Annotated in this window: 24 protein-coding genes; 16 read left to right on the top strand and 8 right to left on the bottom strand. The window is 62.8% G+C overall.

Annotated features, from left to right (window positions below; all coding sequences use genetic code 11):
• Positions 1–3: 3 nt before the first annotated feature.
• Entirely contained in the window at positions 4–1,494 is a 1,491-nt protein-coding gene (locus X730_RS144105; protein ID WP_023826925.1) for a leucyl aminopeptidase, read from the bottom strand.
• A gap of 41 nt (positions 1,495–1,535) precedes the next feature.
• Between X730_RS144105 and X730_RS1000000167620 the strand changes: the two genes are divergently transcribed.
• The 9 genes from X730_RS1000000167620 (at position 1,536) to X730_RS01000000164650 (ending at position 10,427) form a co-directional block, all read left to right on the top strand.
• A complete protein-coding gene (locus X730_RS1000000167620) occupies positions 1,536–1,883 on the top strand; it encodes a hypothetical protein (RefSeq protein ID WP_155922481.1) in 348 nt (115 codons plus the stop codon).
• Positions 1,870–3,069 carry an LPS export ABC transporter permease LptF gene (gene lptF / locus X730_RS144110; protein WP_023672737.1) on the top strand — a complete coding sequence of 400 codons (1,200 nt, stop codon included), beginning with the start codon at positions 1,870–1,872 and terminating at the stop codon, positions 3,067–3,069. The genes X730_RS1000000167620 and lptF overlap by 14 nt, the downstream gene beginning before the upstream one ends.
• A 2-nt stretch (positions 3,070–3,071) precedes the next feature.
• Positions 3,072–4,154: an LPS export ABC transporter permease LptG gene (lptG, locus tag X730_RS144115; protein WP_023695591.1), complete on the top strand. Its 1,083-nt coding sequence runs from the start codon at positions 3,072–3,074 to the stop codon at positions 4,152–4,154.
• Complete coding sequence (locus X730_RS144120) at positions 4,154–6,586, top strand: LPS-assembly protein LptD (RefSeq protein ID WP_023754727.1); 2,433 nt, start codon at positions 4,154–4,156, stop codon at positions 6,584–6,586. The genes lptG and X730_RS144120 overlap by 1 nt, the downstream gene beginning before the upstream one ends.
• Positions 6,587–6,676: 90 nt before the next feature.
• Positions 6,677–7,606, top strand: coding sequence for a peptidylprolyl isomerase (locus X730_RS144125; RefSeq protein WP_023826924.1), 930 nt, complete (start codon positions 6,677–6,679; stop codon positions 7,604–7,606).
• Positions 7,607–7,618: 12 nt separating this feature from the next.
• Positions 7,619–8,647 (top strand): 4-hydroxythreonine-4-phosphate dehydrogenase PdxA, encoded by a 1,029-nt coding sequence (gene pdxA, locus X730_RS144130; protein WP_031197143.1) that lies wholly within the window; start codon positions 7,619–7,621, stop codon positions 8,645–8,647.
• A gap of 38 nt (positions 8,648–8,685) precedes the next feature.
• On the top strand, positions 8,686–9,522 hold the full coding sequence (rsmA, locus tag X730_RS144135) for a 16S rRNA (adenine(1518)-N(6)/adenine(1519)-N(6))-dimethyltransferase RsmA (protein WP_023826922.1): 837 nt from the start codon (positions 8,686–8,688) through the stop codon (positions 9,520–9,522).
• 114 nt (positions 9,523–9,636) lie between these two features.
• Positions 9,637–9,840, top strand: coding sequence for a hypothetical protein (locus X730_RS144140; protein WP_023754730.1), 204 nt, complete (start codon positions 9,637–9,639; stop codon positions 9,838–9,840).
• Between the two features lie 104 nt (positions 9,841–9,944).
• Complete coding sequence (locus tag X730_RS01000000164650) at positions 9,945–10,427, top strand: Fic family protein (RefSeq protein WP_348633128.1); 483 nt, start codon at positions 9,945–9,947, stop codon at positions 10,425–10,427.
• A gap of 85 nt (positions 10,428–10,512) precedes the next feature.
• Here the strand turns inward: X730_RS01000000164650 and gmk are convergent, their stop codons facing one another.
• The 7 genes from gmk to fabD all read right to left on the bottom strand — a co-directional run bounded on the left by gmk (position 10,513) and on the right by fabD (position 17,305).
• Positions 10,513–11,169, bottom strand: coding sequence for a guanylate kinase (gene gmk, locus X730_RS144145; RefSeq protein WP_023689111.1), 657 nt, complete (start codon positions 11,167–11,169; stop codon positions 10,513–10,515).
• Positions 11,170–11,193: 24 nt separating this feature from the next.
• Positions 11,194–12,084, bottom strand: a complete 891-nt coding sequence (locus X730_RS144150) for a YicC/YloC family endoribonuclease (RefSeq protein ID WP_023685689.1) — start codon at positions 12,082–12,084, stop codon at positions 11,194–11,196.
• A 262-nt stretch (positions 12,085–12,346) separates the two neighbouring features.
• Positions 12,347–13,603, bottom strand: coding sequence for an endolytic transglycosylase MltG (gene mltG, locus X730_RS144155; protein WP_023826921.1), 1,257 nt, complete (start codon positions 13,601–13,603; stop codon positions 12,347–12,349).
• 201 nt (positions 13,604–13,804) lie between these two features.
• Positions 13,805–15,067, bottom strand: a complete 1,263-nt coding sequence (gene fabF, locus X730_RS144160; protein ID WP_023685687.1) for a beta-ketoacyl-ACP synthase II — start codon at positions 15,065–15,067, stop codon at positions 13,805–13,807.
• A 34-nt stretch (positions 15,068–15,101) separates the two neighbouring features.
• The gene (locus X730_RS144165) at positions 15,102–15,338 is read right to left on the bottom strand and encodes an acyl carrier protein (protein WP_006203723.1); all 237 of its coding nucleotides are present in this window, start codon (positions 15,336–15,338) and stop codon (positions 15,102–15,104) included.
• A gap of 221 nt (positions 15,339–15,559) precedes the next feature.
• A complete protein-coding gene (gene fabG / locus X730_RS144170; protein WP_023685686.1) occupies positions 15,560–16,297 on the bottom strand; it encodes a 3-oxoacyl-[acyl-carrier-protein] reductase in 738 nt (245 codons plus the stop codon).
• A gap of 60 nt (positions 16,298–16,357) precedes the next feature.
• Positions 16,358–17,305, bottom strand: a complete 948-nt coding sequence (fabD, locus tag X730_RS144175; protein WP_023685685.1) for an ACP S-malonyltransferase — start codon at positions 17,303–17,305, stop codon at positions 16,358–16,360.
• Between the two features lie 277 nt (positions 17,306–17,582).
• Between fabD and X730_RS144180 the strand changes: the two genes are divergently transcribed.
• From X730_RS144180 to X730_RS144210, 7 genes are all read left to right on the top strand, one after another.
• Positions 17,583–19,511 carry an LTA synthase family protein gene (locus X730_RS144180; RefSeq protein WP_023826920.1) on the top strand — a complete coding sequence of 643 codons (1,929 nt, stop codon included), beginning with the start codon at positions 17,583–17,585 and terminating at the stop codon, positions 19,509–19,511.
• A 312-nt stretch (positions 19,512–19,823) separates the two neighbouring features.
• Positions 19,824–20,324 carry a 30S ribosomal protein S6 gene (rpsF, locus tag X730_RS144185; protein ID WP_023672722.1) on the top strand — a complete coding sequence of 167 codons (501 nt, stop codon included), beginning with the start codon at positions 19,824–19,826 and terminating at the stop codon, positions 20,322–20,324.
• Complete coding sequence (gene rpsR / locus X730_RS144190; protein WP_006203718.1) at positions 20,324–20,572, top strand: 30S ribosomal protein S18; 249 nt, start codon at positions 20,324–20,326, stop codon at positions 20,570–20,572. Before rpsF ends, rpsR begins: the two co-directional genes overlap by 1 nt.
• Before the next feature lie 266 nt (positions 20,573–20,838).
• Entirely contained in the window at positions 20,839–21,426 is a 588-nt protein-coding gene (rplI, locus tag X730_RS144195) for a 50S ribosomal protein L9 (protein WP_023672721.1), read from the top strand.
• A 186-nt stretch (positions 21,427–21,612) separates the two neighbouring features.
• Positions 21,613–22,962, top strand: coding sequence for a cyclopropane-fatty-acyl-phospholipid synthase family protein (locus X730_RS144200; protein ID WP_023672720.1), 1,350 nt, complete (start codon positions 21,613–21,615; stop codon positions 22,960–22,962).
• Between the two features lie 157 nt (positions 22,963–23,119).
• Positions 23,120–24,097, top strand: coding sequence for a small ribosomal subunit Rsm22 family protein (locus tag X730_RS144205; protein WP_023705362.1), 978 nt, complete (start codon positions 23,120–23,122; stop codon positions 24,095–24,097).
• A 221-nt stretch (positions 24,098–24,318) separates the two neighbouring features.
• Complete coding sequence (locus X730_RS144210; protein ID WP_023731144.1) at positions 24,319–25,812, top strand: replicative DNA helicase; 1,494 nt, start codon at positions 24,319–24,321, stop codon at positions 25,810–25,812.
• The last annotated feature ends 42 nt before the right edge of the window (positions 25,813–25,854 follow it).

Raw genomic sequence — 25,854 nt, 5'->3', positions numbered from 1 at the left:
GCCTTATCCCTCGTAATTGTCGCGCACCAGCCGGTCGAGCAGCCTGACGCCGAAACCCGAGCCCCAAGACTGGTTGATCTCGCTCGGCGGCGAGCCCATCGCGGTGCCGGCGATGTCGAGATGCGCCCACGGCGTTTCCTTGACGAACCGCTGCAGGAACTGCGCGGCGATGATGGCGCCACCATAGCGGCCGCCGATGTTCTTCATGTCGGCATTCTTGGAATCGATCAGCTTGTCGTATTCGGGCCCAAGCGGCATGCGCCACAGCCGCTCCTGCGTCGCCTGGCCGGCCGCCGTCAACCTGTCCGACAGTTCGTCATTGTTGGAGAACAAGCCGGCATAATGCTGGCCGAGCGCGACCATGATGGCGCCGGTCAGCGTCGCCAGATTGACCATGAATTTCGGCTGGAAGCGGTCGTTGCAATACCACAGCGCGTCGGCCAGAACGAGGCGTCCTTCGGCGTCGGTGTTGAGCACCTCGATGGTCTGACCCGACATCGAGGTGACGATGTCGCCGGGGCGCTGGGCATGGCCGTCGACGGCATTTTCCACCAGCCCGACGATGCCGACGACATTGGCCTTGGCCTTGCGCGTGGCTAGCGCCTGAATGAGCCCGATGACGGCCGCGGCGCCGCCCATGTCGCCCTTCATGTCCTCCATGCCGGAAGCCGGTTTCATCGAATTGCCGCCGGTGTCGAAGGTGACGCCCTTGCCGACGAAGGCGACCGGTGCGTCCTTGGCCTTGCCGCCCTTCCATTGCATGACAGCCATCCGGGCGCCGCGTGGCGAGCCTTGCGCGACACCGAGGAGCGAGCCCATGCCGAGCTTCTTCATGTCCTTTTCGGTGAGGATCTCGACCTCGACGCCGAGCGCTTCCAGTTCCTTGGCGCGGGCGGCGAATTCGATCGGGCCGAGCGTATTGGCCGGTTCGTTGACAAGGTCGCGCGCCAGAAGCACGCCGTCGATGACCGCAACCTCGTCGGCGAAGGCCTTTTTCGCCGCGGCAGGATCGGCGGTGTGGATGGTCACCTTGACCGGTTTCTTCGGCTCGGCATCGTCCTTGTCTTTCCTGGTCTTGTATTTGTCGAAGGAGTAGCTGCGCAGAATGATGCCGGCGGCAAGGTTCGCCGCTTGCCTGCCGCCAATCTTTGCGCCCGGCACATCGAGGATGACGGCCACCTCCGCTGCCTTGCGCAGGGACGCGGCGATGGTGCCGCCAAGCTTCAGCCAGGCAAAGTCATCGAGGCCGGCGACCTTGCCGGCGCCGACCGCCACCAGTCGGTCGAGCGATGTTCCCTGCGGCGCCAGCACTTCGACGACACCGGCGAATTTTCCGGAAAACTCCGCCACCGGAAACGCCCGCGCCAGCGTTCCTGAGGGGTCGCAGGCCTTTGCCGGTTCGCCAAGGCCACCATCGTCGGCCGCCAGCACGAAGATGCTGCCCTTTTTGGGTGCGGCAAATTTGGCGAAGGCGATCAATGGTCTCAAAGTCATCAGGTCCTGCTTTCGGGAAACGGCTCAGATTTTCAGGAAAAATGCATTCTCAGGGAAGATGCGCGACATTTGGTCGTTTTCCTTGGTTTGGCAAGACTTTGCCAGAATCAGGGCTCATATGCGCAGCGGAATCGATAACGATTCGTCGCGGCACGGCCCCGCTTTCCTGCCGCAACCTGTTGTTAACCATTGATGTTCTCCCTTTCTTATCCATTGCCGCCGACACTCCGGCCTGCGGGACGGGCGATGTGGGACGGAGAATCGGATCGAACCGCCTGAAACAAATGGCCAAACGCACCCAGTTGTACAGCCGCAGCCGGACGACTACCTTGTCGGCGGGCATGATGCCGTTCGGCAAATCGAGAAAAGCCTTACATGAAGGTCGTTGAACGCTACATCATGCGTCGCGCACTGGCGGTGTTTCTCGCTGCGCTGATCTGGACGCTGGCCATTGTCTGGACGACGCAGGTGCTTGCCCGCATCGACCTGGTCACCGACAGTGGCCAATCGGCGCTCACCTTTTTCGAGGTCGCGGGCCTCATCATCCCCACCATCATCCCGATCGTGGTGCCATTCGCCCTGGTGGTGGCGGTGGCCCAGACGCTCAGCGTCATGAACTCCGATTCGGAATTGGCCGTCATCAACGCCGCCGGCGCCTCGCGCTGGACGATTGTGCGGCCGGTCCTGCTGATCGCGCTGGCGGCCAGCGTCTTTTCCTTCGCGGTCGACAATGGCGTCGAACCCTATGCCAGGCAGAAGAACCGCCAGCTGATCGCATCCTCGCGCGCCGATCTCTTGTCGCTGATCATCCAGGAAGGCACGTTCCGCAAGATCGACGACGGGCTGTTCCTGCAGATAGGCGAGCGGCTGCCGGACAACCGGCTCGGCGGCATCTTCGTGGCCGATTCGCGCGAGGAAGGCGCCAATCTGATCTATTATGCCAAGAGCGGCAGCGTCGTCGAAAAGGGTGACGAGAAGGTGCTGATGATGAATGACGGCGTCATTCATCGCAAGACGCTGACCGGCGACCTGTCGGTCATCCGCTTCACGTCCTACGCCTTCGACCTTTCCGCCTTCATGTCGGCGGCGAACGATATCATGCTCCTGCCCAAGGACCGAACGACGCAATACCTGCTCAACCCGGATCCGAACGACAAGATCTTCCAGCGCAGGCCCGGCGCCTACAAGGCCGAGCTCGACCAGCGCTTTTCCGAATGGTCCTATTCGCTGGTGTTCGCGCTGATCGCGCTGGCCGTGGCAGGCGATGCGCGCTCACACCGCGAGGCGCGCATCCACCCGCTGATCACAGCCATCGCCATTGCGCTGTTCGTGCGCTGGCTGGGCTTCTTTGCCGCCGGCAAGGCCGACAAGATCCCGCAATACGCCTATATGGTCTATGGCGTGCCGGTCATCGCCTCGGCGGTCGCCATCTGGTTCATCGTCACCTCGCGAAGCATGGAACTGCCCGGCAGTTGGGCCGACTGGATGACGAATTTCGCCGGCCGCGTCAGCGATGGCTGGACGGCGCTCAAGCTGCGCCTCAATCGGCGCTACACATCCGGCCAGGGAGCCTGACGATGGGCTGGACCCTGGGCCGCTACTTCTTCTTTCGCTACGTGTCGATCACGATCTGGTTCTTCATCGGCCTTCTGGCGCTGGTGTTCCTGATCGACTTCACCGAGCTGTCCGGCCGCATCACCGGCCTGCCGGGCTTCACCTACGGCACGGCGGTCGCGATCTCGGCGCTGAGGATGCCGATGATCATGCTGCAGACGGTGCCGTTCGTCGGCCTGTTCTCGGCGATGGCGACGCTGGTGTCGCTCAACCGAAAATACGAGCTGGTGATTGCGCGCTCGGCCGGAGTGTCGGCCTGGCAGTTTCTGTTGCCCTGCTGCATCGGTGCGCTGTTATTCGGCATATTGTCGGTCGGCGTGCTCAATCCGATCGCCGCGCATGGCTTCTCATGGTCGGAGCAGATGGAAAACCAGCTGCGATCCGGCAATTCGAACGCGGTGGCGGCCGATGCCACGCCGTGGATCCGCCAGAAAACCAACTCCGGCGATACCATCATCGGCGCCCGCGCCATCCTGAACCAGGGCCTGGAAATGGCCGACACCGTGTTCTTCGTCCTCGATCCGCAGGGCAATATCGTCGAGCGCAAGGACGCGGCGCGGGCCTTTCTGCGCGACGGCTACTGGGAATTGCAGGACGTCAAGGTGTTCAAGGACGGCAACATCCGTTCCGAAACGACCGACCAGTTGCCGACCAACCTCAAGCCGGAATTCGTGCAGGAACGGCTGGCGCGCCCCGAAACCATCCCGTTTTACGACCTTCCCGGCAAGATTGAGGTTGCCCGCTCCTTCGGCCTCAAGGCAAATGCCTTCGCCATGCAGTTCGATTCGCTGGTGGCGTTACCGTTCCTGCTTGTGGCCATGACGCTGATTGCGGCAACAGTTTCAATGCGATTTGCGAGGATGGGGCAGTCGGCAACGATGATTCTGGGTGGCGTCCTCGCCGGCTTTCTGCTTTATGTCGTTTCGGTATTGGTCAAGGCATTCGGCGTGGCGGGATTCGTGCCCACAGCCGTGGCTGCATGGGTTCCGGTTGTCGTGGCTATGTTCTTTGGGGTGACATTCCTGCTATACAAGGAAGACGGCTAGTGAGGGAGGCGGCTTTGCGCAGCCATAGGCAGGCCGGTTTGGCGCGCCTCTATTCGGCGAGCGCCTTGGCATGCCTGCTCGCCTGTGGCGTGCTGACGGCCCCTGCGCTGGCGCAGGACGTCACCGACGTGGCAACGAAGGTTCCCTCCGGCTCCCAGATGCTGCTGGCGGCCGACACGCTCGTCTATAACAATGACAACCAGACGGTCACCGCCATCGGCGGCGTCCAGATCGACTATGGCGGCAACAAGCTCGTCGCCCAGCGCGTCGTCTATGATCGAAACACCAAGCGGCTGGTTGCCAGCGGCAATGTGGAGATCGTCAACAGCGACGGCACCAAGATCAACTCGCAGCATATCGATATTACCGACGATTTCGCTGACGGTTTCGTCAATGCGCTGCGCGTCGAAACGCCCGAAAAAGCCTATTTCGCCGCCGAAAGCGCCGAGCGCATGGGCGGCGTGCTGACAACGTTCCACAACGGCGTCTATACGGCCTGCGAGCCTTGCGAAGACAAGCCGGACAAGGCGCCGACCTGGCGGATCAAAGCCAGGAAGATCATCTGGAACGGCGAAAAGAAAACGGTTCGCTTCGAGAACGCGAATTTCGAATTCTTCGGTTTCCCGCTGGCTTATCTGCCGGCGTTCGAGATCGCCGACCCGACGGTCAAGCGCAAAAGTGGCTTCCTGATCCCCAGCATCGGCTACAACAATCGTCTCGGCGTCGGCGTCAAAGTCCCCTACTACTTCGCTTTGTCGCCGACCTACGACCTCACCGTTACCGGCAGCGGCTACACCAAGCAGGGTTTCCTCGGCGAGGCCGAGTGGCGCCAGCGCTTCAACAATGGCCAATACACGCTGAAGCTTGCCGGAATCAACCAGCAGGACCCTGGCGCTTTCCGTGATTTCGCGGCTTTCCCCGGCGGCTACAATGTCAATTCGGGGCCAGCAGGCGATCCGAACAAGTTCCGCGGCATGATGGGCACCAAGGGCCAGTTCGCCATCAATCCGCGCTGGGACTTCGGCTGGGATATCCTGCTTCAGACCGACAAGAATTTTTCGCGTACCTATACGATCGAAGGCTACAACGACGCCGTGCATCAATCGTCGGTCTACCTGACCGGCCTAAACGACCGCAACTATTTCGATGTGCGCGCCATGCGCTTCCAGGTTCAGGAGAACACACCGGACGGCAACGTCGCATCGCGCAGCGACAAGCAGCCCTGGGTGTTGCCGTCGCTCGATTATGCCTACATCCCCGACATGTCGGTGGCCGGCGGCCAGCTGTCGTTCAACGTCAATGCGCGCATCATCCGCCGCGACGATCTCGATCAGGCCTATTTTACCCCCTATGTGCCGGGCTCAGGCGTCCAGCGCGTGCGCGGCATCGAGGGCGACTCCGGTCGCCTCACCGCCGAGGCCGAATGGAAGCGTACCTTCACCACGGACGGCGGATTGCAGTTGACGCCCCTTCTGGCTCTGCAGGGCGACGTCGACTATCTCAACGCTTCTTCGGCTTCGCTGACTGCGGTAAACCAGATGGCAACGAATGTCGGTGCCTCCGACGACATGCGGTCCTCCTTCGCCCGGTACATGGCGACCGCCGGACTTGAAATGCGCTGGCCGGTGCTGTTTTCGATGGCCGGCTCCAGCCATATCGTCGAGCCGATGGCGCAGGTCTTCATGCGCCCGAACGAGCAGTATGTCGGCGGGCTCGCCGTTCCCAACGAGGACGCACAGAGCTTCGTCTTCGATGCCACGACGCTGTTCGAGCGCGACAAGTTCTCCGGCTACGACCGCGTCGAAGGCGGCAGCCGCGCCAATGTCGGGTTCCGCTATTCGGGCGCCTATGACAATGGCTGGGGCACCAACGCCATCTTTGGCCAATCCTACCAGCTGGGCGGGCGCAACTCGTTCGATTCACCGGATCTGGTCAATGCGGGCGCCGATTCCGGCCTGGAGACTTCAACCTCCGACTATGTCGGCCTTGTCGGCTTCAGCAGCCCGAGCGGCTTCTCCGGTTCGCTCAGCGGCCGCTTCGACGAGCAGACCTTCGAAGTTCGCCGTGCCGAGGTGAAGGCCGCCTATTCCGGGCTGCCGGTTTCGCTGAGCGCCAAATACGCCTTCATCCAGGCGCAGCCGCTCTATGGTTTCACCACCGACCGCCACGAAGTCACGCTCGGCGCCTCGACACACCTGGCCGAAAACTGGCGCGTCTTCGGCACCGGCACCTACGACCTGCAACAAAGCGTGCTGGTCAAGGACGGCGTCGGCTTTGCCTACAATGATTCCTGCTTCACCTACCTGATGACGTACTCGGAATCACGCGACATCAACACCAAGGAAGTGTCGCAGAATGTCGGCTTCAACCTGTCGTTCCGCACGCTCGGCGATTTCGGCTCGTCCCAAAGCTCGATCGACTCCATCCAGTAGAGCCGGCTGACGACATCGTTTTGCCGCATAAAGCGGGCACGGATTTCCCCAATATCGGGCTGGAATCGGCCAAAACCGGGCTAGAATTGGATGCTTTCGATGAGGAAATACCTGTTTTCGGCAGGATTCGCGCTCCTGTTGGCGGCGACCTCGGTCTCCGTCACCATGATAGTACCGCCGGCCTTCGCCAGTGAAATCAAGTATGTCGTCAACAACATGCCGATCACCACCGGCGACATCGCGCACCGGGCTGCCTTCCTGAAACTGCAGCGCAAGAAGGGTGACGCGGGTCAGGAAATGATCGACCAGACGCTGCGTATGGCGGAGGCCAGGCGTCTCGGCATCCGCATCTCCGACGCCCAGGTAGAGGCTGCCTATCAGCGCTTTGCCTCGAGCAACAAGATGCAGCTCAAGCAGCTCGACGGTGTCATGGCGCAGTCCGGCGTGACCAAGGAGCATTTCAAGGAATTCATCCGCTCCCAGATGGCGTGGAACCAGGCGCTGAGCGCACGCTACAGCGGCGGCGGCGGGGAGGTGAGCGAACAGGATCTGGTCAAGCGCATGCTCGAAAAAGGCGGCGCCAAGCCAAGCGCCACCGAGTACATGCTGCAGCAGGTGATCTTCGTGGTGCCGAAGGCCGAACGCAGTGCCACACTCGCCAAACGCAAGCGCGAGGCTGAAGCCATGCGCGCCCGCTTCAATGGCTGCAACACCACGCGTGAATTCGCCAAGGGTCTGATCGACGTCACCGTTCGCGACCTCCCCCGATTGCTGGCGCCGCAACTGCCGCCGGACTGGGCCGAGCAGATCAAGGCCACCAAGCTGGGCGGCGCCACGGCCGTGCGCGAGACCGATCGCGGCATTGAATTCATCGGCATCTGCTCGTCGCGAGAGGTTTCCGACGACAAGGCGGCCCAGATGGTGTTCCAGAGCGAAGGCAGCGGCGACAAGAACGCCGACGAGCTCTCGGCCAAGTATGTCGAAGAGCTGAAGGCGAAAGCCAAGATCGTTACGCGCTGAACCGGCCCAGCCGTGCATGAGACAGAGCTTCCGCTGGCGCTGAGCGTCGGCGATCCATCCGGCGTCGGTCCGGAAATCGCCATTGCCGCGTGGCAGAGCGCCCGCGGTTCCGGTGCCGCACCCTTCTATCTTCTCGCCGATCCGGCGCTGATTGCCGCGCGGGCGCGCCGGCTCGGCGCGGCGGTGGCAATCGCCGAGACGGTGCCGGCCCAAGCAGCTGGTGTCTTTCAACACGCCTTGCCCGTGGTGCCGCTGGCGGCCCACTTCACCGACGATCCCGGCCGGCCCGACCCGGCCAATGCCGCCGGTATCATCGAGGCCATCGATCGCGCCGTCGCCGACTGCCTTGCCGGTCACGCGGCCGCGGTCGTCACCTGCCCGATCGCGAAGAAGCCGCTTTACGATGCCGGCTTCGGCTTTCCCGGTCACACCGAATATCTGGCGCATCTGGCCTCGCTCCACACCGGCGGCACGGTGACGCCGGTGATGCTGCTCGCCGGCCCCGAATTGCGCACCGTTCCGGTCACCATCCACATCGCGCTGGCCGAGGTGCCGAAGACGCTGACGACGGAGCTGATCGTTGCCATCGCGCGCATCACCGCCGGCGATCTTGCACGCCGTTTCGGCATCGCCAGGCCGAGGCTCGCGCTTGCCGGCCTCAATCCGCATGCCGGCGAAAGCGGCGCCATGGGGACAGAGGACGAGCGCATCATTCGTCCTGCGGTCGACATGTTGCGGGCGCAAGGCATCGATGCCTTCGGGCCGCTGCCGGCCGATACGATGTTTCATGCGCGCGCCCGCGCCGGCTATGACGTGGCGGTCTGCATGTATCATGACCAGGCGTTGATCCCGGCCAAGGCGCTGGCCTTCGACGAGGCCGTCAACGTCACGCTTGGCCTGCCGTTCATCCGCACCTCGCCCGATCACGGCACAGCCTTCGACATCGCCGGCAAGGGCATCGCACGTCCCGACAGCCTGATCGCGGCGCTGATGCTGGCCCGCCGGCTGGCCGATACCGGCGCAAAGCCCGCAGCTGCATGAGCCACAAATCATGAGCCCAAATCATGAGCCCAAAATTCATGAGCATTGACGGGCTGCCGCCGCTGCGCGAGGTGATCGAGCGCCATGGACTGCAGGCAAAGAAGGCGCTTGGCCAGAATTTCCTGCTCGACCTCAATTTGACCGGCAAGATCGCGCGCGTCGCCGGGGACCTTAGCGACAGTACGGTAATCGAGGTCGGCCCCGGCCCCGGCGGGCTGACCAGGGCGCTGCTCGCTGCCGGTGCCCGCCGCGTCGTCGCCATCGAGCGCGACGAACGCTGCCTTGCGGCCTTGGCCGAGGTCTCCAACCACTATCCGGGCCGGCTCGAGGTGATCAGCGGCGATGCGCTGAAGACGGATTTTGCCGCTCTTGCCAAGACCGCGTCACAAGGCGGCCCGGTGAGGATTGCCGCCAACCTGCCCTACAATATCGGCACCGAGCTGTTGATCCGTTGGCTGACCGTGGCGGACTGGCCACCCTTCTATCAATCGATGACGCTGATGTTCCAGCGCGAGGTGGCCGAGCGCATTGTCGCCGGTGCCGGCAGCGATGCTTATGGCCGGCTCGGCGTGCTGGCGGGCTGGCGGACCGAGGCGAGGATCGCCTTCGACGTGCCGCCGCAAGCGTTCACGCCGCCACCCAAGGTAACGTCCTCGGTGGTGCATCTGGTGCCGCGCGCCAGCCCTTTGTCAACCGACGTGAAAAAACTCGGTCGCGTCACCGAAGCCGCTTTCGGCCAGCGCCGGAAAATGCTGCGGCAGAGCGTGAAGAGCCTGGGTGGCGAGGCACTGCTGACGCGCGCCGGCATCGATCCGACCCGGCGTGCGGAGACGCTCAGCGTCGAGGAATTCGTGCGGCTGACAAACGCGGTTTGACCGGCGGCGCTAGTCGGCCGTGGACCCAAATCGCATCCTGTGTGACAGCGACGACAAGCAGCATATAGCGGCATGCAGTTGCCGGTGAGTCGCCGAGCGTGATATTGTCGTCATATGAAAAAGAGTACCTCAAGCCTCCGCCCGACCCAAAATGGCCAGTTTGTCCTGACCAGCGGCAGGGGCGAAAAAATCAGCGCGATTGAAGGCTTGAAGCTATCGCAACGTATGGGCTTCATTCTGAAGGAAAGCCGTGAGCGCGGCCTGAGCGGGGATGAGCGCAGGGCGCTTATCAAGGACCAAGTAACCCGCAAGAAGTAGGATCGGCAGGTGGTCTATGCCGCTGAACATGATCCGCTGTGCTACCCAGGCACGACCGTTCTCCGCAACAGGCTGAATATCAAAGACCAGGCCCAACTCGATGAATTCGAGTTGGCACTTTTCCTGACCAGGGCCGACGAACATATCCCCGCAGGCCGTCTGGATTTCGAGCACTACAAGGCGTCGATCATCACCTGTTCCAGGACGTTTATGAATGGGCGGGAGAGGTTCGCGCCATCCCCATCGGCAAGGGGGGCAACTGGTTCTGCTATCCTGAGTATATCAACCAGGAAATGCATAGAATTTTCGGCGAACTCGCCGACGGTGATTATCTCTGCGAACTCGACCTCGACGCCTTCGCCGTTCGGGCCGCGCATGTTTTGGCCGAAATCAATGCCGTCCACCCGTTTCGCGAAGGCAACGGCCGCACGCAGCTTACCTTTCTGGCAATGCTGATGGAGAATGCAGGATTCCCATTCAATGCCGATATGCTCGGTCGCGAAAACGTCCTGAATGCGATGATTGAGAGCTTTGCCGGCGAGGAAACCCCATTGGCAGAACTCATAAAAGATATCGCCAGCCAGTAACAGATGTCCACAGCGTCATATTGCCAGATCGTTTGCCAAAGACGCCCTTCATGGGGACAGCCGGCCATCGGGGAACGACAGCTGCCTATTCCGTCTTCTCGTCCAGCAACCCCGAGACGAAATCGAACAGCCCGGGCCGGCGGTCGCGCCGCAGCCTTTCCGCCGTCACGATGCCACGCACTTCGGCGAAGGCGCGGTCGAGATCGTCGTTGACGATGACAAAGTCATATTCCTTCCAGTGCTCGATCTCGTTGCGGGCGTTCTTCAGCCTGGTCTCGATCACGTGCTCCTGGTCCTCGGCGCGGCGCTTGAGGCGCGACTTCAATTCCTTCATCGACGGCGGCAGGATGAAGATCGAGACGATGTCGGCGCGCATCTTCTCCTTGAGCTGCTGGGCGCCTTGCCAGTCGATGTCGAAGAGCATGTCACGGCCCTGCGCCAGCGCCAGTTCGGCCGGCTCGCGCGGCGTCGCGTAGCAATTGCCGTGCACCTCGGCCCATTCGAGCAACGCGTCGGAATCGCGCAGCCGCTCGAACTCGCGCGTGGTGCGGAAGTGATAGTGGACGCCCTCGATCTCCGAGCCGCGGCGTGGCCTGGTGGTGACCGAGACCGATAATTCCAGGCTGCCGTCGCTTTCCAGCAGGTTGCGCGCGATCGTCGACTTGCCGGCGCCCGACGGCGACGACAGGACCAGCATCAGCCCGCGGCGGCGAATGCGGGATCCGAGATCCCTGGCAACCATCGGCTTCTTGCCACCCATTCGGGTTTACTCCAGATTCTGGACCTGTTCGCGAAACTGGTCGACCACCGCCTTCAGTTCCAGCCCGATGGCGGTGACAGTGGCGGCGTTCGACTTGGAACACAGCGTATTCGATTCGCGGTTGAATTCCTGCGCCAGAAAATCGAGCTTGCGGCCGATGGCGCCGCCATTTGCCAGCAGCGCTCTGCCCGACGCCACATGCGTCTTCAGCCGATCGATCTCTTCACGGATATCGGCCTTGGTGGCCAGGAACGCCGCTTCCATGTGCAGCCGGCCGGCATCGAGATTGGCCGACGCATCCATCAGCAGCCGCACCTGTTCGGCGATCCGCTCGCGGATCGCCGCCGGTTCGCGCGACGGGTCGGCCTCGGCTTGAAGCGTCAGCGCCTCAATGGCGTCGATATGGCCGGAAAGCAGCGAACGCAGCGCTTCGCCCTCGTTCTGGCGTGCCTGCTCGAGACCTGTAAGCGCCGTTTCCAGCGCGGACAGGATTGACGCGTCGAGTGCTGCCCGCACCTCCTCGGTTTCGCTGGTTTCAGGGATATCGAGCACGCCGCGCAGGGAAAGCAGACCGTCGGCAGTTGCCGGACCAACACCGAACTGGTCCTGCAGCCGCTTGGCCAAGCCCGCCAGATCCCTGAGGAAGGCTTCGTTGACCACTGGCTGCGCCTGCTGGCCGGCGGCGCGACCGACGGTCAGCGTCGCCTGGAAATTGCCACGCGAAAAGCGCTTCTGCAGCGTCTGCCGCACAGTCGGTTCGAGCCGCTCGAAACCTTGCGGCAGCCGCAACCTGACCTCGACGCTCTTGCCGTTGACCGACTTGACCTCCCAGGCGATCGAGGCGCCGTCATGTTCGGCAACAGTGCGTGCAAATCCGGTCATGCTCTGCAAATTCATGATGCGGCTCGTGTCTCCCTGATGGTCCGATTCTAACAATTGCGCATGCGTTCGATATCACGGGCAGCGCGAATGTCAGAATCGCAATACCGGCAAGATGTTGATTTCCGCTGTCGTTTCGATCTCGCAGGGCTGAAATCGAGATTCAGAGGCACCCGAGCAAGACCGAAAACGCTTCGAACCCCGCTACTCGTTCAAAGCAGCAGCGCGTCCGCCTCTGTCCGCATCGCTTAAGGTCGATCCGTCTGAAAGCGCCGGCCTGCTACTGGGCGGCACCCGTATCGCCGGCATCACCGCTGTCACCGGCGGCATCGCCACTTGCGTCACCGTTGTCGTCGCCATCCGCCGGCGCATCGGTCTGGCCCGGAGTCTTGGCGCCCTTGGCGGCGGCTTCAGCCTGCTTCTTCTGCAGTGCCCGGTAGCGGGCAACGTTCTCATTGTGCTCGGCAAGCGTGGTGGCAAAGACGTGGCCGCCGGTGCCGTCGGCGACGAAATAGAGATCATCGGTCTTCGACGGGTTGGCGACGGCTTCGAGCGCGGCGCGGCCGGGATTGGCGATCGGCGTCGGCGGCAGGCCATTGATAAGATAGGTGTTGTAAGGCGTCTGTTTCTGGATGTCAGATTGATAAATCGGCCGGTCGGCGGGTTTGCCCTTGCCGCCGAACAGGCCGTAAATGATGGTCGGATCGGATTGCAGCCGCATGCCCTTGGCCAGACGGTTGAGGAAGACGGCGGCAACGCGCGAGCGCTCGTCGCCCCGGCCGGTTTCCTTTTCGACGATCGAGGCCAAGGTGACGAAGTCGTCGACATTGGCCAGAGGCAGGTCGGGCGCGCGCCGCTGCCAGACCTCGTCGACCAGCTTCTTCTGGTCGGCGAGCAGCTTGTCGACCATCTGTTGGCGCGTGGCGCCGCGGGTAAAGCGCAGCGTGTCGGTGGCGAGGCTGCCCTCAGCCGGCTTGGCGGCCGGCATGTCGCCGGTCAGCGCATCCTGCTCGGCGATGCGCTGCAGCGCCTGCTCGACCGTCAGGCCCTCGGGAATGGTCAGCGAGTACATCACCGACTTGCCGCTCTTCAGAAGCTCCATGATGTCGCGCATGGAGGCGCGCGGCTTTATCTCGTATTCGCCTGCCTTCAGCGCTGAATCATTGCCATAGACCCGCACGGCGATGCGGAAGATGCGGGCATCGCTGATCAGCCCACGCCGTTCGAGCTGGTCGGCAATATCCTGGACGCCGGTGCTCGGCTTGACCAGGAAGGTGTCGCCGGCCACCGACGGGCCCGGTTCGTTGAATGCCTGCTTGCCGAAATAGAGCGAAACGCCGGCGGCGAGGATCATCAACATCACCGCGGAGATGACGAAGTTCATGAACACGACGACTTGGCTGCGCGAGGCGCGCGAGCGCTTTGGTGGTGGTGTGCCGGCTTCCGGGCGCAAAGCTTCGGCCGCGGTCTTCGGCACGATCGGGCCGGTCTGCTGGTTTTGTCCGAATTGTCCGCTGCCGCCCGGATTGGTGTTCATTAGCGCCCTACCATCTGATCTCTTAGAGCGACCATGCGCCCGATTGGACTCACAGCGTGCCCTAACATTTCAAGCCTACGCATCGTGCTTTTAAAAAAGCGCCTTCGGTTTCAGGCCGATGCGACGAATCCCCAGCGGCAGAGTAGGCTTGAATATGGCAAAATTGACGACAGACCGCTGGCGCGCCGGTCGATACCGCAATCAGCCTGTATAACGCTGGAATACCAGCGAAGCGTTGGTGCCGCCGAAGCCGAAGGAGTTGGACAGCGCCACGTCGACCTGGCGATGCCGTGGCGTGTTCGGAACAAGATCGATCGCGGTTTCGCGTTCCGGGTTGTCAAGATTGATGGTGGCTGGCGCGATGTTGTCTCTGATAGCGAGGATCGAAAAGATCGCCTCGGCGGCACCCGCCGCACCCAGGAGATGGCCGATCGACGACTTGGTCGACGACATCGAGATTTTCGAGGCGGCGTTGCCGACCAGCCGCTCGACGGCGCCGAGTTCGATCGTGTCGGCCATGGTCGAGGTGCCGTGCGCGTTGATGTAGTCGACGTCGGCGGGCGTCAGCTTGGCCCGGTTCAGCGCCGCCGTCATGCAGCGGAAGGCGCCGTCGCCGTCTTCGGCCGGTGCAGTGATGTGATAGGCATCGCCGGTCAGGCCGTAGCCGGTGACCTCGGCATAGATCTTGGCGCCGCGCGCCTTGGCGTGTTCGAGTTCTTCCAGCACGACGACCCCGGCGCCCTCGCCCATGACGAAGCCGTCACGGTCGCGGTCATAGGGACGCGAGGCCTTCTCAGGCGTGTCGTTGCGGTCGGTGGACAGTGCCCGGCAAGCAGCGAAGCCGGCAAGCGATAGTCTGGTCACCGGCGATTCCGCGCCGCCGGCCAGCATCACGTCGGCATCGCCGAAGATGATCAGCCGGGCGGCATCGCCAATGGCGTGCGCGCCGGTCGAGCAGGCGGTGACGACGGCGTGGTTGGGGCCTTTCAGCCCATGCCGGATCGATACCTGGCCAGATACCAGGTTGATAATGTTGCCGGGAATGAAGAATGGACTGATACGGCGCGGTCCGCGCTCTTTCAGGATGATAGCGTTCTCGGCGATGCCCTCGAGGCCGCCGATGCCGGAGCCGATCATGACGCCGGTGGCGCAGCGCTCGGCTTCGGTGCTGGGCTCCCAGCCGGAATCCTTCAGCGCTTCGTCGGCGGCCGCAATCCCGTAAAGGATGAAGTCGCCGATCTTGCGCAGTTCCTTGGGCTCGAGCACGGCTTCGGGATTGAGCGTGCCGTTGGTGCCGTCACCGCGAGGAATGACGTGGGCGATCTTGCAGGCAAGATCTTCCACTTCGAACTCGGTGACGCGCTTGGCGGCGCTGCGGCCGGTCAGAAGTTCCTTCCAGCTGTGCTCGAAGCCCATGCCGAACGGCGAAACCAGGCCAAGGCCCGTGACGACGACACGCCTCATCGCAGGTCCTCCCCGGTGATGACTGCGGATAGTGTCAGGCCGAAGCCTTGTCGATGTACTTCACGGCATCGCCGACGGTCAGGATGGTCTCGGCCGCATCGTCCGGAATCTCGACGCCGAACTCTTCTTCGAAGGCCATGACGAGTTCGACCGTGTCGAGGCTGTCCGCGCCCAGATCATCGATGAAGCTCGCCTGCTCCGTCACCTTGTCGGCATCGACGCCAAGATGTTCGATGACGATCTTCTTGACGCGCTCTGCGGTGTCACTCATTTGGGGCATCCTCGTCTTTTGTTTGTCTGTCTTCGTTAACGGGCAGAATGCCGCTAATCAAGCTGAAAGATGGTCCTGCCGGAAACGCAACGATGCCGGACCGGTTTTTGCCCGAACCGCCGGGTTGCGGGCCGCATTACACGAAAAATGGCCGAGGTCCAAGGCGAAATGGTCTCTTTTCACAAGCCGGCCATGTCTTCTTATCACCCGGCAATATCCTGTCAGATCATGGCCATGCCACCGTTGACATGGATGGTCTGGCCGGTGACGTAGGCTGCCTCGTTGGAGGCGAGATAGGCGACGGCCGACGCCACTTCAACACTCGTGCCCATGCGGCGCGTCGGGATCGCGGCCATTATCGCGTCTTTCTGCTTGTCGTTGAGCTTGTCGGTCATGGCCGATTCGATAAAGCCCGGGGCGACGCAGTTGACGGTGATGTTGCGGGTGGCGATCTCCTGCGCCAGCGACTTGGAAAAGCCGATCATGCCGGCCTTGGAGGCGCAATAATTGGTCTGGCCAGGATTGCCGGTGACGCCGACCACCGAGGTGATGTTGATGATGCGGCCATGGCGGCGGCGCATCATCGGATGGGTCAGCTCGCGGGTGAGCCGGAACACGGCGGTGAGGTTCACCTCCAGCACGCTGTCCCAATCCGCGTCCGCCATGCGCACGAACAGGCCGTCCTTGGTGATGCCGGCATTGTTGACCAGTATGTCGACGCCTTCGAGTTCGGCTTCGGCCTTCTGGCCAAGCGCCTTGACCTCGTCACGGTCGGCTAGATTGGCCGGGAACAGCTTTACCCGGTCGCCGAGTTCGCCGGCCAGGGTCTCCAGTTTCTCGATGCGGGTGCCGTGCAGGCCGACAATGGCGCCTTGCGCATGCAGCACCCGGGCAATCGCCTCGCCAATGCCGCCCGATGCGCCGGTGACGAGCGCCTTGCGGCCGGTCAGTTCGAACATTTTCTTCTCCTGATCTTAAGGGAACACCCTTCCCACGGGAGGGGTTGAATCGCCAGTGGATTATGCAAGCGCGGCCAGCGCCGCCTCGACATCTGGCGGCGTGCCGACGGCGGATGTGGCGATGTCGCGGTTGATCCGCCGCGCCAGGCCGGAAAGCACCTTGCCGGCGCCGATCTCAAACAGCGTGGCGACGCCGTTGGCGCCGAACCACTCCACCGTTTCGCGCCAGCGCACGCGGCCGGTGATCTGCTCGACCAGGCGGCGCGCGATCTCGTCGGGGTCGCTGGTCGGGGCTACAGTGACGTTGGAGACGACGGGCACGACCGGTGCATTCTTGGTCACGTCGGCCAGCGCCTCGCGCATGACATCGGCCGCCGGCGCCATCAGCGCCGAATGGAAGGGTGCGGAGACCTGCAGCATCAGCGCCCGCTTGGCGCCCTTTTCTGTGCACAGTTTCGCGGCGAGTTCCACCGCCGCCCTGGCGCCGGAGATCACCAGCTGGCCGCCGCCATTGTCGTTGGCGATCTGGCAGACTTTGCCGGATCCCGTTGCGGCCTCGGTGCAAGCGGCTTCGACGTCGGGCTGTTCCAGTCCGATGATCGCCGCCATGGCGCCCTCGCCGGCCGGCACCGCCGCCTGCATGGCGTTGCCGCGGATGCGCAGCAGCCGGGCAGCATCGGCGACCGAAACGAAACCGGCCGCGGCAAGGGCGGAATATTCGCCGAGCGAATGACCGGCAACGTAGGCAACCTTGTCCTTCAGCGAAAAGCCGCGCGCTTCCAGCGAGCGGATCGCCGCCAGCGAGACCGCCATCAGCGCCGGCTGGGCATTGGCAGTCAGGGTCAGCGCCTCTTCCGGGCCTTCCCAGATCAGTTTCGACAGCTCTTCGCCCAACGCATCATCGACTTCCTCGAACACCCTGCGTGCCTCGGGGAAGGCGTCGGCGAGGTCCTTGCCCATGCCGACAGCCTGGCTGCCCTGTCCCGGAAAGGTGAATGCGACGGCCATTTGGGCGCTCTCCAGCGGCTGATTTTTCCTGCCTGTGACGCAAGGCGGACCGTCAAGTCAAGCCCGGAGGCGGCATTTCGGCTCTCGCTTGAACCGGAGCTGACCTCGAGTCCCTGTTCCCAAAGGCTTTTTGCCGATCACACCTGATGAAAACCGCTCACGAATCGTTTGCTGGCTCTTCTTATTTTCGCCACAGGCGCTAGCTTTTGCATGACAGTTCTATGACAGAACGGTGGCGCGAGTGGAAATACGCGTTGCTTGGGCCGGGGGAAGAGACGTGGCTAGGATCAGGAAGGGCGCGGCCGTACCCGCGCCACAATTCTTGGAAGACGATCCGTCCACCGGCTACCTGCCGGGGCGCAGATGGCCGGTCATCCGCTACGGTCTGGTCACGCTGCTTGCCTCCGCCATCCTGGTGTTCGCCATCGAATGGATCGTGCGCGGCGACTTCTTCGGCACGGTCGACTTCTTCCTGCAGCCATTCAAGCCGGGCTGGACCACCATCATTGTCTTTGCATTGGTGCTGATGGGACTGGACGCCGTGCTTGGCCGCAGTCACCAGAGCCTGATGATCGTGGCGCCGCTGACGCTGGCGCTGGCCTTTGTCGGGCATCAGAAGTCGCATTATCTCGGCGATCCACTCTACCCAACCGATTTTCTTTATTCGCGCCAGATCATGGCACTGATGCCGCTCCTGGTGCGCGAACGGCCCTGGACGGCGCTCGCCATGGCGGTCGGCATCGTCGCCGGCCTGTCGCTGCTGATCTATGGCTGGCGGTTGTGGCGCCGCAAGGTTCCGATCCTCAGCCGCAAAGGGCGGCTGGCGCGGCTGACGCTGGCAGTGCCGCTGCTCGCCTTCTTCGTCTCGATCATGGACTACGCCACCTTCTCGTGGACCCGCGACCGGCTGCAGATCATCCCGATCATGTGGGACCAGAAGGAGAACTACGCCTCCAACGGGTTTGCGCTGGCCTTCGCGCTCAACGTGCCGATGGCGCATGTCTCGGCGCCGGCGGGCTATTCCGACAAGGCGATCGACGCGATCGACAGGCCTGATGTGGCGGCCTCGGTACCGGATGAGAAACCCGACATCATCGTGGTGATGAGCGAATCTTTCTGGGATCCGACCAAGCTGCCCGGCGTCACAATCACGCCTGACCCGATCCCCAATGTGCGGGCGCTGCGTTCCGGCTATATGTTCTCGCCGGAATTCGGCGGCATGACCGCCAACATCGAATTCGAGGCGCTGACCGGCTTTTCCAATGCCTTCCTGCCGGCGGGCTCGATCCCCTACCAGCAATATGTGCGCACGCCGACGCCGTCGCTGGCGACCTTCCTGAAAAGCGAGGGCTACCGGGCGCGCGCCATCCACCCGGGCACCAACTGGTTTTGGAACAGAGGCGCCGTCTATGCCGATTTCGGCTTCAACGATTTCCGCTCGGAAGAGACGCTGCCGCCACTGGAAAAGCGCGGGCCGCTGGCTTCCGATGCCTCGATGACCGACGAGATCATCGCAGAGGCCGACGCCAGCGAGCGGCCGGTGTTCTTCTTCGCCGTCAGCCTGCAGAACCACGGTCCCTACGAGCCGTACCGCTATTACAATCCGACCCACAAGGTCGCGGCGCCGATCAGCACATGGGCGCGGGAATCGCTGCTCAGCTATGCCGAAGGCTCCGCCGATGCCGATCGCGGCCTCGAGCGGCTGATCGAATGGGCGAAGAAGCGCGACCGGCCGACGGTCATCGCCTTCTTCGGCGACCATCTGCCGCCGCTCGGCCCCGTCTATGTCGAAACCGGTTACCTGAAGGACAATGTCGCGCCGCGCAAGGAACCGACGCCGGCGGCGGCACTGGAGCATCATCAGACGCCGCTGGTCATCTGGTCTAACCGTACCGGTCCGGCGCAGGATATGGGCGCCGTGAGCCCGGCCTTCCTGCCCTACCACATCCTGACAACGGCCGGGATCACGCACCCCTACTACACCGGCTTCCTGGGCGCGCTGCGCGAACGCTATCGCGTCGTCGACCGCAATCTGCTTTTGACACCGTCAGGTGAGGCCACGCCGGACTGGGCGCGGCAGAAGGACGTTGATCCGGCGATCAACGATTACCGCCTGCTGCAATACGACATGATGTTCGGCAAGCGTAAGGCGGCTCCGGATTTCTTCCCCGAAACGATCAACGGTGGTACCCCGCATACGAGTTGATGCCTGGTATTTTTCCAACCCTGCGACGCCAGGACGCTGTCCGGAGCATGCGTTACCCTTGCCTTCCAGACAATTTGCTATATAGACGCCCGCAATCTGCCGGTCCTTGCTGGGGGCTGAACGGAGGGCCGGAGGTTTTACCCAAAACCTTCGTGTGAAGCCAGAAGCGCTTCCGCCTCCCGTGTCTCCGCTCTCGACCGTCTCGAAATGCTCCTTTCTTCCCCGCCCCTTCGGGATCAGCGGGTCAGAGAAGTTGCAGAGGCTTTTGCCGCGAGGATCCGGGAGAGAAACGAAGAAAGGCACTGAACCACTATGGCTTTATACGAACATGTGTTCCTTGCCCGGCAGGACCTCTCGCAGCAGCAGGTCGATGCGCTTGTCGAACAGTACAAGGGCGTCATCTCCGCAAATGGCGGGTCCGTCGGCCGGGTCGAGAACTGGGGACTGAAGTCCCTCACCTACCGGGTCAACAAGAACCGGAAGGCTTACTACACGCTTATGGACCTCAACTGCCCGCCGGCAGCGCTCAACGAGATGGAGCGCCAGATGGGCCTGTCCGAGGACGTGCTGCGTTTCCTGACCGTCAAGGTCGAGGCGCATGAGGAAGGCCCGTCGGCCATGATGCAGAAGCGCGAAGAGCGCTCGGAACGCGGCGGCTTCGGCGACCGCGACCGTGGTGATCGTGGTCCGCGCTCGTTTGGCGACCGTGACCGCGGCGACCGTGGCGATCGTCCGCCGCGCTCATTTGGCGACGCCGGTGGTGATCGTGGTCCGCGCCGTCCGCGCGAAGGCGTTGAAGGAGGTGCAGAATAATGGTCGACATCAATCAGATCCCGACCCGGCGCCCGTTCCATCGCCGCCGCAAGACCTGCCCGTTCTCTGGCGCCAACGCGCCCAAGATCGACTACAAGGACGTGCGTCTTCTGCAGCGCTACATTTCCGAGCGTGGCAAGATCGTGCCGTCGCGCATCACCGCCGTAAGCCAGAAGAAGCAGCGCGAACTCGCCAAGGCGATCAAGCGCGCCCGCTTCCTCGGCCTGCTGCCCTACGTGGTTCGCTAAGACTTTCGAGCAGGCGGTTCGCCGCCTGCTTCCTTCTCCCACGGCGACGGGCGCCGCAGGGGTAATTTGATGATGCATGTCGTTGTCCCAAAACCGGGACCACTCTTGGCGACGTGCATTGAAATCCCGAGTTGAGGTGAAAAGCCTCTAACTGCCGCGACAGGCAGGACAGCGACACCGGCGCCAAGGCGCTCAGAGCTTCCTGACCTGTTCCATTCAATTCGGCGCCGATCCCGCGGTCGGTGCCCAGACGAAGGAATAAGACCATGCAAGTGATTCTTCTCGAACGCGTTTCCCGCCTCGGCCAGATGGGCGATACCGTCAAGGTCAAGGACGGCTTTGCCCGCAACTTCCTCTTGCCGCAGGGCAAGGCGCTGCGCGCCAACGAAGCCAACAAGAAGAAGTTCGAAGGGCAGCGCGCGCAGCTCGAAGCGCGCAACCTCGAGCGCAAGTCGGAAGCCAGCCAGGTTGCCGAAAAGCTCGACGGCAAGAGCTTCATCGCCGTGCGTTCGGCCGGCGAGACAGGCCAGCTCTACGGTTCGGTGTCGACCCGCGACATCGCCGACCTGCTGACCGCCGAAGGGTTCTCGGTCAACCGCAACCAGATCCAGCTCAACCAGCCGATCAAGACTATCGGCGTCACCAATGTGGCGATTGCGCTGCATCCGGAAGTCGAGGTCACCATCAGCCTCAACATCGCCCGCACGGCCGACGAAGCCGAGCGCCAGGCCAAGGGCGAGACGCTGACCACCGCCGAAGCCATCTATGGCGATGACATCAACGACAACGCACGGCCGGAGAACTTCTTCGACCCGAACACCGAGTTCGAAGGCGGCGAAGAAGACAACGCCTGATCCCGCACGGGGCCTGATCGGGAAGCGAGGGGAGCAGCGCTCCAATCACTTCCTCGTCATCCAGCCTTTCTGGACCAATGCCCGGGCCTCTCGCCCGGGCATTTTTGTGCCAAATGGAACTTTTCGAACCCCTATATATTGTTGCAGAATTGGTCCGCCAGTCTGACCGTGAGGGGACATTTGGTGATGAATATTCTGTTGAAGCGCGTTCTCGACCGCCTGGTGCGTACGGGCAATCTGAAAGTCACCGGGCCGAAGGGCTCGACAGTGGTTTTCGGCGACGGCAGCGGCGAGCCGGTGCATATGCACATCAAGACCGCGCATGCCGAGCGCGCCATTACCTTCGATCCGATGCTGGCCGTGCCGGAAGCCTATATGGACGGCGAACTCGACATCATCGAGGGCGGCGTACTGGGTATGATGCGCATCGCCTTCCAGAACATGGGCAGCGGCGGTATCGACGCCACCTGGTCGAAGGCCATCGAGGGTCTGCGCCACGCCTTTCGCCGCCTGCAGCAGATCAACACCGCATCACGGGCGCGCCGCAACGTGCAGCGCCACTATGATTTGTCGGGTGACCTCTACCGGCTCTTCCTAGACGACGACATGCAGTATTCCTGCGCCTATTTCGAACAGCCGGACATGACGCTCGACGAGGCGCAGATGGCCAAGAAACGCCATATCGCCGCCAAGCTCAGGCTAAAGGCCGGCCAGACCGTGCTCGATATCGGCTCCGGCTGGGGTGGGCTCGGCCTCTATCTCGCCAAGGCTTTCGATGTCGACGTGCAAGGCGTGACGCTGTCGACCGAGCAGCACGGCGTCGCCACCGACCGGGCGCATGCGCAAGGCTTGCAGGACCGCGTGCATTTCGACCTCAAGGACTACCGCGAACTCAACGAACGCTTCGACCGCATCGTCTCGGTCGGCATGTTCGAGCATGTCGGCGTCAACCACTTCCGCACTTTCTTCGACAAGTCGGCGACGCTGTTGAAGCCGGACGGCGTCATGCTCTTGCACACGATCGGCCGCTCCGGCGTGCCGTGGGCGACCAGCGCCTTCATCCGCAAGTACATTTTTCCGGGCGGCTACATTCCTTCGCTGTCGGAGGTGATGCCGGCGATCGAGAAGTCGGGCCTTGTAGTCACCGACATCGAGATTCTGCGGCTGCACTATGCCGATACGCTGAAGCATTGGGGCCAGCGCTTTGCCGCCAACCGGGACAAGGCCAAGGCCATCTATGACGAGCGCTTCTGCAGGATGTGGGAGTTCTATCTGGCGGCTTCGGAAGCCGCCTTCCGCTGGCAGGATCTGGTGATCTTCCAGATCCAGATCGCCAAGAAGAACGACACGCTGCCGATGACGCGCGACTACATGGCCAAATGTGAAAAGGCGCTCGAAATGCGCGAAATGGGGCATCGTCAGGAGGCGGCGGCCGCCGAGCCTGCTGTCGCCAGGTCTGTGCCTGCCAGGTCCGTTGCTGTCAGGTCCGTTGCGGCCAAGCCAGCGCGCCGTCGCAAGGTGGCGGATCGCGAATAACGCCTCGATTGCGATTGCCGCTTGCCATTGACGGCTCTGACACTGAAAAAGGTCTCGTTCTCGCGAGACCTTTTTTAATGACCTGCCTGCCCACCATCGCCACCACCCTTGTCGAGTTCGCCCGCGCCTCGGTGCTCGCGCCACGCGGAGCCTGAGCGTGGAACTCCCCGCCTCGCTGCGACAAGGCGTCGAGCGCCTGCTCGAAACGATACCGCTGGCGGTGCTGCGCCAGGCGGCGAAGACGCTGTCTGACCGCTACCGCGCCGAATTGCGCGACGGCCGCCTGCACATGGCCGAAGAGATGGCGGTAAAAGCCTATCTGGCGACGCGGCTGCCGGCGACCTACGCGGCGGTACGGGCCGGTCTCGACGAACTCGCCTATGCGCGGCCCGATTTCCAGCCAACGAGCTTGCTCGATGTCGGCGCCGGTCCTGGCACGGTGCTTTGGGCCACTACAGACCTGTGGCCCGACCTCGAAGAGGCGGTTCTGGTTGAAGCAAGCGCCGCGGTGCGCAAGGTTGGCCAGTCGCTCGCCCTTGATACCATCGCCACCAGGATGGACTGGCGCGCCGGCGACGTGACCATCGACCTTGCCGATCTCAAGCCTGCCGATCTGGTCACCTGCGCCTATGTGCTGGACGAGATCGCGCCGGCATCGCTGCCGAAGCTTGTCGGCCGGCTCTGGCAGTTGACCGGCGACACACTGCTGATCGTCGAGCCCGGCACACCGGCCGGCTGGCAGCGCATCCTGGCAGTGCGCAGGCAATTGCTGGAGGCCGGGGCGCACGTGCTGGCGCCTTGTCCGCATGAGGCGCCCTGCCCGCTTGAGCCGCCCGACTGGTGCCATTTTTCGCGCCGCGTCGCCCGCTCGCGCCGGCACCGCCTGGCCAAGGACGCCGACGTGCCGTGGGAGGACGAGAAATTCATCTACGTCGCGGCGTCGCGGCAAGCCGCGCCTGTACGTCAGCCGCGCGTGATTGCGCCGCCGAAATCGGGCTCCGGCAAGGTGCTGCTCAAACTGTGCCAGCCGGATGGCGGCGCCGGCGAGACACTTTTCACCAAGCGCGAGGGCGAGCTGTTCAAGGCAGCGCGGCGGCTGGACTGGGGCGATACATTGGACGGAAGAAGCGGGTAATCACCGAGATTGTTCTTGCTCTGTTCCAACGACTCGGATAGAAGTCAGCGCCTTTCTGAGTCAACCGGAATCGGGGCGCGGAAACACTCTTCTGTGGACGGTTTGCCGCCCCTGTGAACAACGGGGCATCGAGGTTGATTGGTCGTGCGGTGATGCAGAAAGGTCAGCACCGATTTATCTCGTTCTGATATCGAGAAGCCGGGATCAAAATCGGGGACATCATGGCAGAGGCAGCGCGAAAATTCGGCGTGGCGGAGCAGCAACCGCTTTATCGTGAAGCGCCGAACAACATCGAGGCCGAGCAGGCGTTGCTCGGCGCCATCCTCGTCAACAACGATGCCTTCTACCGCGTCTCCGACTTCCTCAAGGCCGGCCATTTCTACGAGCCGCTGCACCGGAAAATCTTCGAGGTCGCGGCCGAGCTCATCCGCATGGGCAAGGTGGCGACGCCGATCACGCTGAAAACCTTCCTGCCGGCCGACGAGAAGGTCGGCGACATGACGGTGGCGCAATATGTGGTTCGTCTGGCGGTCGAAGCCGTCACCGTCGTCAACGCCACCGATTATGGCCGCGCCATCTACGATCTGGCCACGCGCCGGGCGCTGATCACCGTCGGCGAGGACATGGTCAACATCGCCTATGACGCGCCGGTCGACATGGCGCCGTCCGAACAGATCGAGGATGCCGAGCGGCGGCTGTTCGAACTGGCCGAAACCGGCCGTTACGATGGCGGCTTCGAGAGCTTCACCGACGCCGTCAAGACCGCCGTCGACATGGCCAACGCCGCCTATATGCGCGACGGCCATTTGTCGGGCCTCGCCACCGGCATGCGCGATCTCGACCGCCGCATGGGTGGCCTGCAGGCGTCGGATCTGATCATCATTGCCGGCCGTCCGGGCATGGGCAAGACATCGCTAGCCACCAACATCGCCTTCAACATCGCCGAGATGTATGAGCCGGCGCAACAGGCCGACGGCTCGTTCAAGGCAGCCAATGGCGGCGTCGTCGGCTTCTTCTCACTGGAAATGTCGTCCGAGCAGCTCGCCACCCGCATCATTTCCGAACAGACGGAAATTTCGTCGTCAAAAATTCGCCGCGGCGAGATTTCAGAGATGGATTTCGAAAAGCTGGTCGCCTGCTCGCAGACCATGCAGAAGATCCCGCTGTTCATCGACCAGACCGGCGGTATCTCGATCGCGCAGCTGTCGGCGCGGGCGCGGCGGCTGAAGCGTCAGCGCGGCCTCGACCTCATCGTCATCGACTATATCCAGCTGATGCAGGGGTCGAGCGCGAAATCGTCGCAGAACCGGGTGCAGGAAATCACCGAGATCACCACCGGCCTCAAGGCGCTGGCCAAGGAACTCTCCGTTCCGATCATCGCGCTGTCGCAGCTGTCGCGTCAGGTCGAAAGCCGCGAAGACAAACGCCCTCAGCTGTCCGATCTTCGCGAATCCGGCTCGATCGAGCAGGACGCCGACGTGGTGATGTTCGTCTACCGCGAGGAATATTATCTGAAGAACCGCGAACCGAAGCCCGGCACCGACGAATACATCAAGTGGGAACACGAGATGAACGAGATGCGCGGCAAGGCCGAAGTCATCGTCGCCAAGCAGCGCCACGGCCCGACAGGTTCGGTCAGCCTCGCCTTCCAGGGCGAGTTCACACGGTTTTCCGACCTCGCCGAAGAGCATCATATTGCGGAGAGGTTCGAGTAGTCTGTTGAGAAAGGCCTCATTCCTTCGCACCCCCCTCTGTCC

Source organism: Mesorhizobium sp. L103C131B0, from assembly GCF_000502275.1.
GTDB lineage: Bacteria > Pseudomonadota > Alphaproteobacteria > Rhizobiales > Rhizobiaceae > Mesorhizobium.
The sequence above is the reverse complement of the archived record's forward strand: the minus strand, read 5'-3'. Positions and strand labels throughout refer to the sequence as shown.

What these genes read in the sequence shown, in the direction of transcription:
- X730_RS144105 (WP_023826925.1), bottom strand. Translation starts at nt 1,494, where the DNA reads ATGACTTTGAGACCATTGATCGCCTTCGCCAAATTTGCCGCACCCAAA.
- X730_RS1000000167620 (WP_155922481.1), top strand. Translation starts at nt 1,536, where the DNA reads ATGCATTCTCAGGGAAGATGCGCGACATTTGGTCGTTTTCCTTGGTTT.
- lptF (WP_023672737.1), top strand. Translation starts at nt 1,870, where the DNA reads ATGAAGGTCGTTGAACGCTACATCATGCGTCGCGCACTGGCGGTGTTT.
- lptG (WP_023695591.1), top strand. Translation starts at nt 3,072, where the DNA reads ATGGGCTGGACCCTGGGCCGCTACTTCTTCTTTCGCTACGTGTCGATC.
- X730_RS144125 (WP_023826924.1), top strand. Translation starts at nt 6,677, where the DNA reads ATGCTTTCGATGAGGAAATACCTGTTTTCGGCAGGATTCGCGCTCCTG.
- rsmA (WP_023826922.1), top strand. Translation starts at nt 8,686, where the DNA reads ATGAGCATTGACGGGCTGCCGCCGCTGCGCGAGGTGATCGAGCGCCAT.
- X730_RS144140 (WP_023754730.1), top strand. Translation starts at nt 9,637, where the DNA reads ATGAAAAAGAGTACCTCAAGCCTCCGCCCGACCCAAAATGGCCAGTTT.
- gmk (WP_023689111.1), bottom strand. Translation starts at nt 11,169, where the DNA reads ATGGTTGCCAGGGATCTCGGATCCCGCATTCGCCGCCGCGGGCTGATG.
- X730_RS144150 (WP_023685689.1), bottom strand. Translation starts at nt 12,084, where the DNA reads ATGAATTTGCAGAGCATGACCGGATTTGCACGCACTGTTGCCGAACAT.
- mltG (WP_023826921.1), bottom strand. Translation starts at nt 13,603, where the DNA reads ATGAACACCAATCCGGGCGGCAGCGGACAATTCGGACAAAACCAGCAG.
- fabF (WP_023685687.1), bottom strand. Translation starts at nt 15,067, where the DNA reads ATGAGGCGTGTCGTCGTCACGGGCCTTGGCCTGGTTTCGCCGTTCGGC.
- X730_RS144165 (WP_006203723.1), bottom strand. Translation starts at nt 15,338, where the DNA reads ATGAGTGACACCGCAGAGCGCGTCAAGAAGATCGTCATCGAACATCTT.
- fabG (WP_023685686.1), bottom strand. Translation starts at nt 16,297, where the DNA reads ATGTTCGAACTGACCGGCCGCAAGGCGCTCGTCACCGGCGCATCGGGC.
- fabD (WP_023685685.1), bottom strand. Translation starts at nt 17,305, where the DNA reads ATGGCCGTCGCATTCACCTTTCCGGGACAGGGCAGCCAGGCTGTCGGC.
- rpsF (WP_023672722.1), top strand. Translation starts at nt 19,824, where the DNA reads ATGGCTTTATACGAACATGTGTTCCTTGCCCGGCAGGACCTCTCGCAG.
- rpsR (WP_006203718.1), top strand. Translation starts at nt 20,324, where the DNA reads ATGGTCGACATCAATCAGATCCCGACCCGGCGCCCGTTCCATCGCCGC.
- rplI (WP_023672721.1), top strand. Translation starts at nt 20,839, where the DNA reads ATGCAAGTGATTCTTCTCGAACGCGTTTCCCGCCTCGGCCAGATGGGC.
- X730_RS144200 (WP_023672720.1), top strand. Translation starts at nt 21,613, where the DNA reads ATGAATATTCTGTTGAAGCGCGTTCTCGACCGCCTGGTGCGTACGGGC.
- X730_RS144210 (WP_023731144.1), top strand. Translation starts at nt 24,319, where the DNA reads ATGGCAGAGGCAGCGCGAAAATTCGGCGTGGCGGAGCAGCAACCGCTT.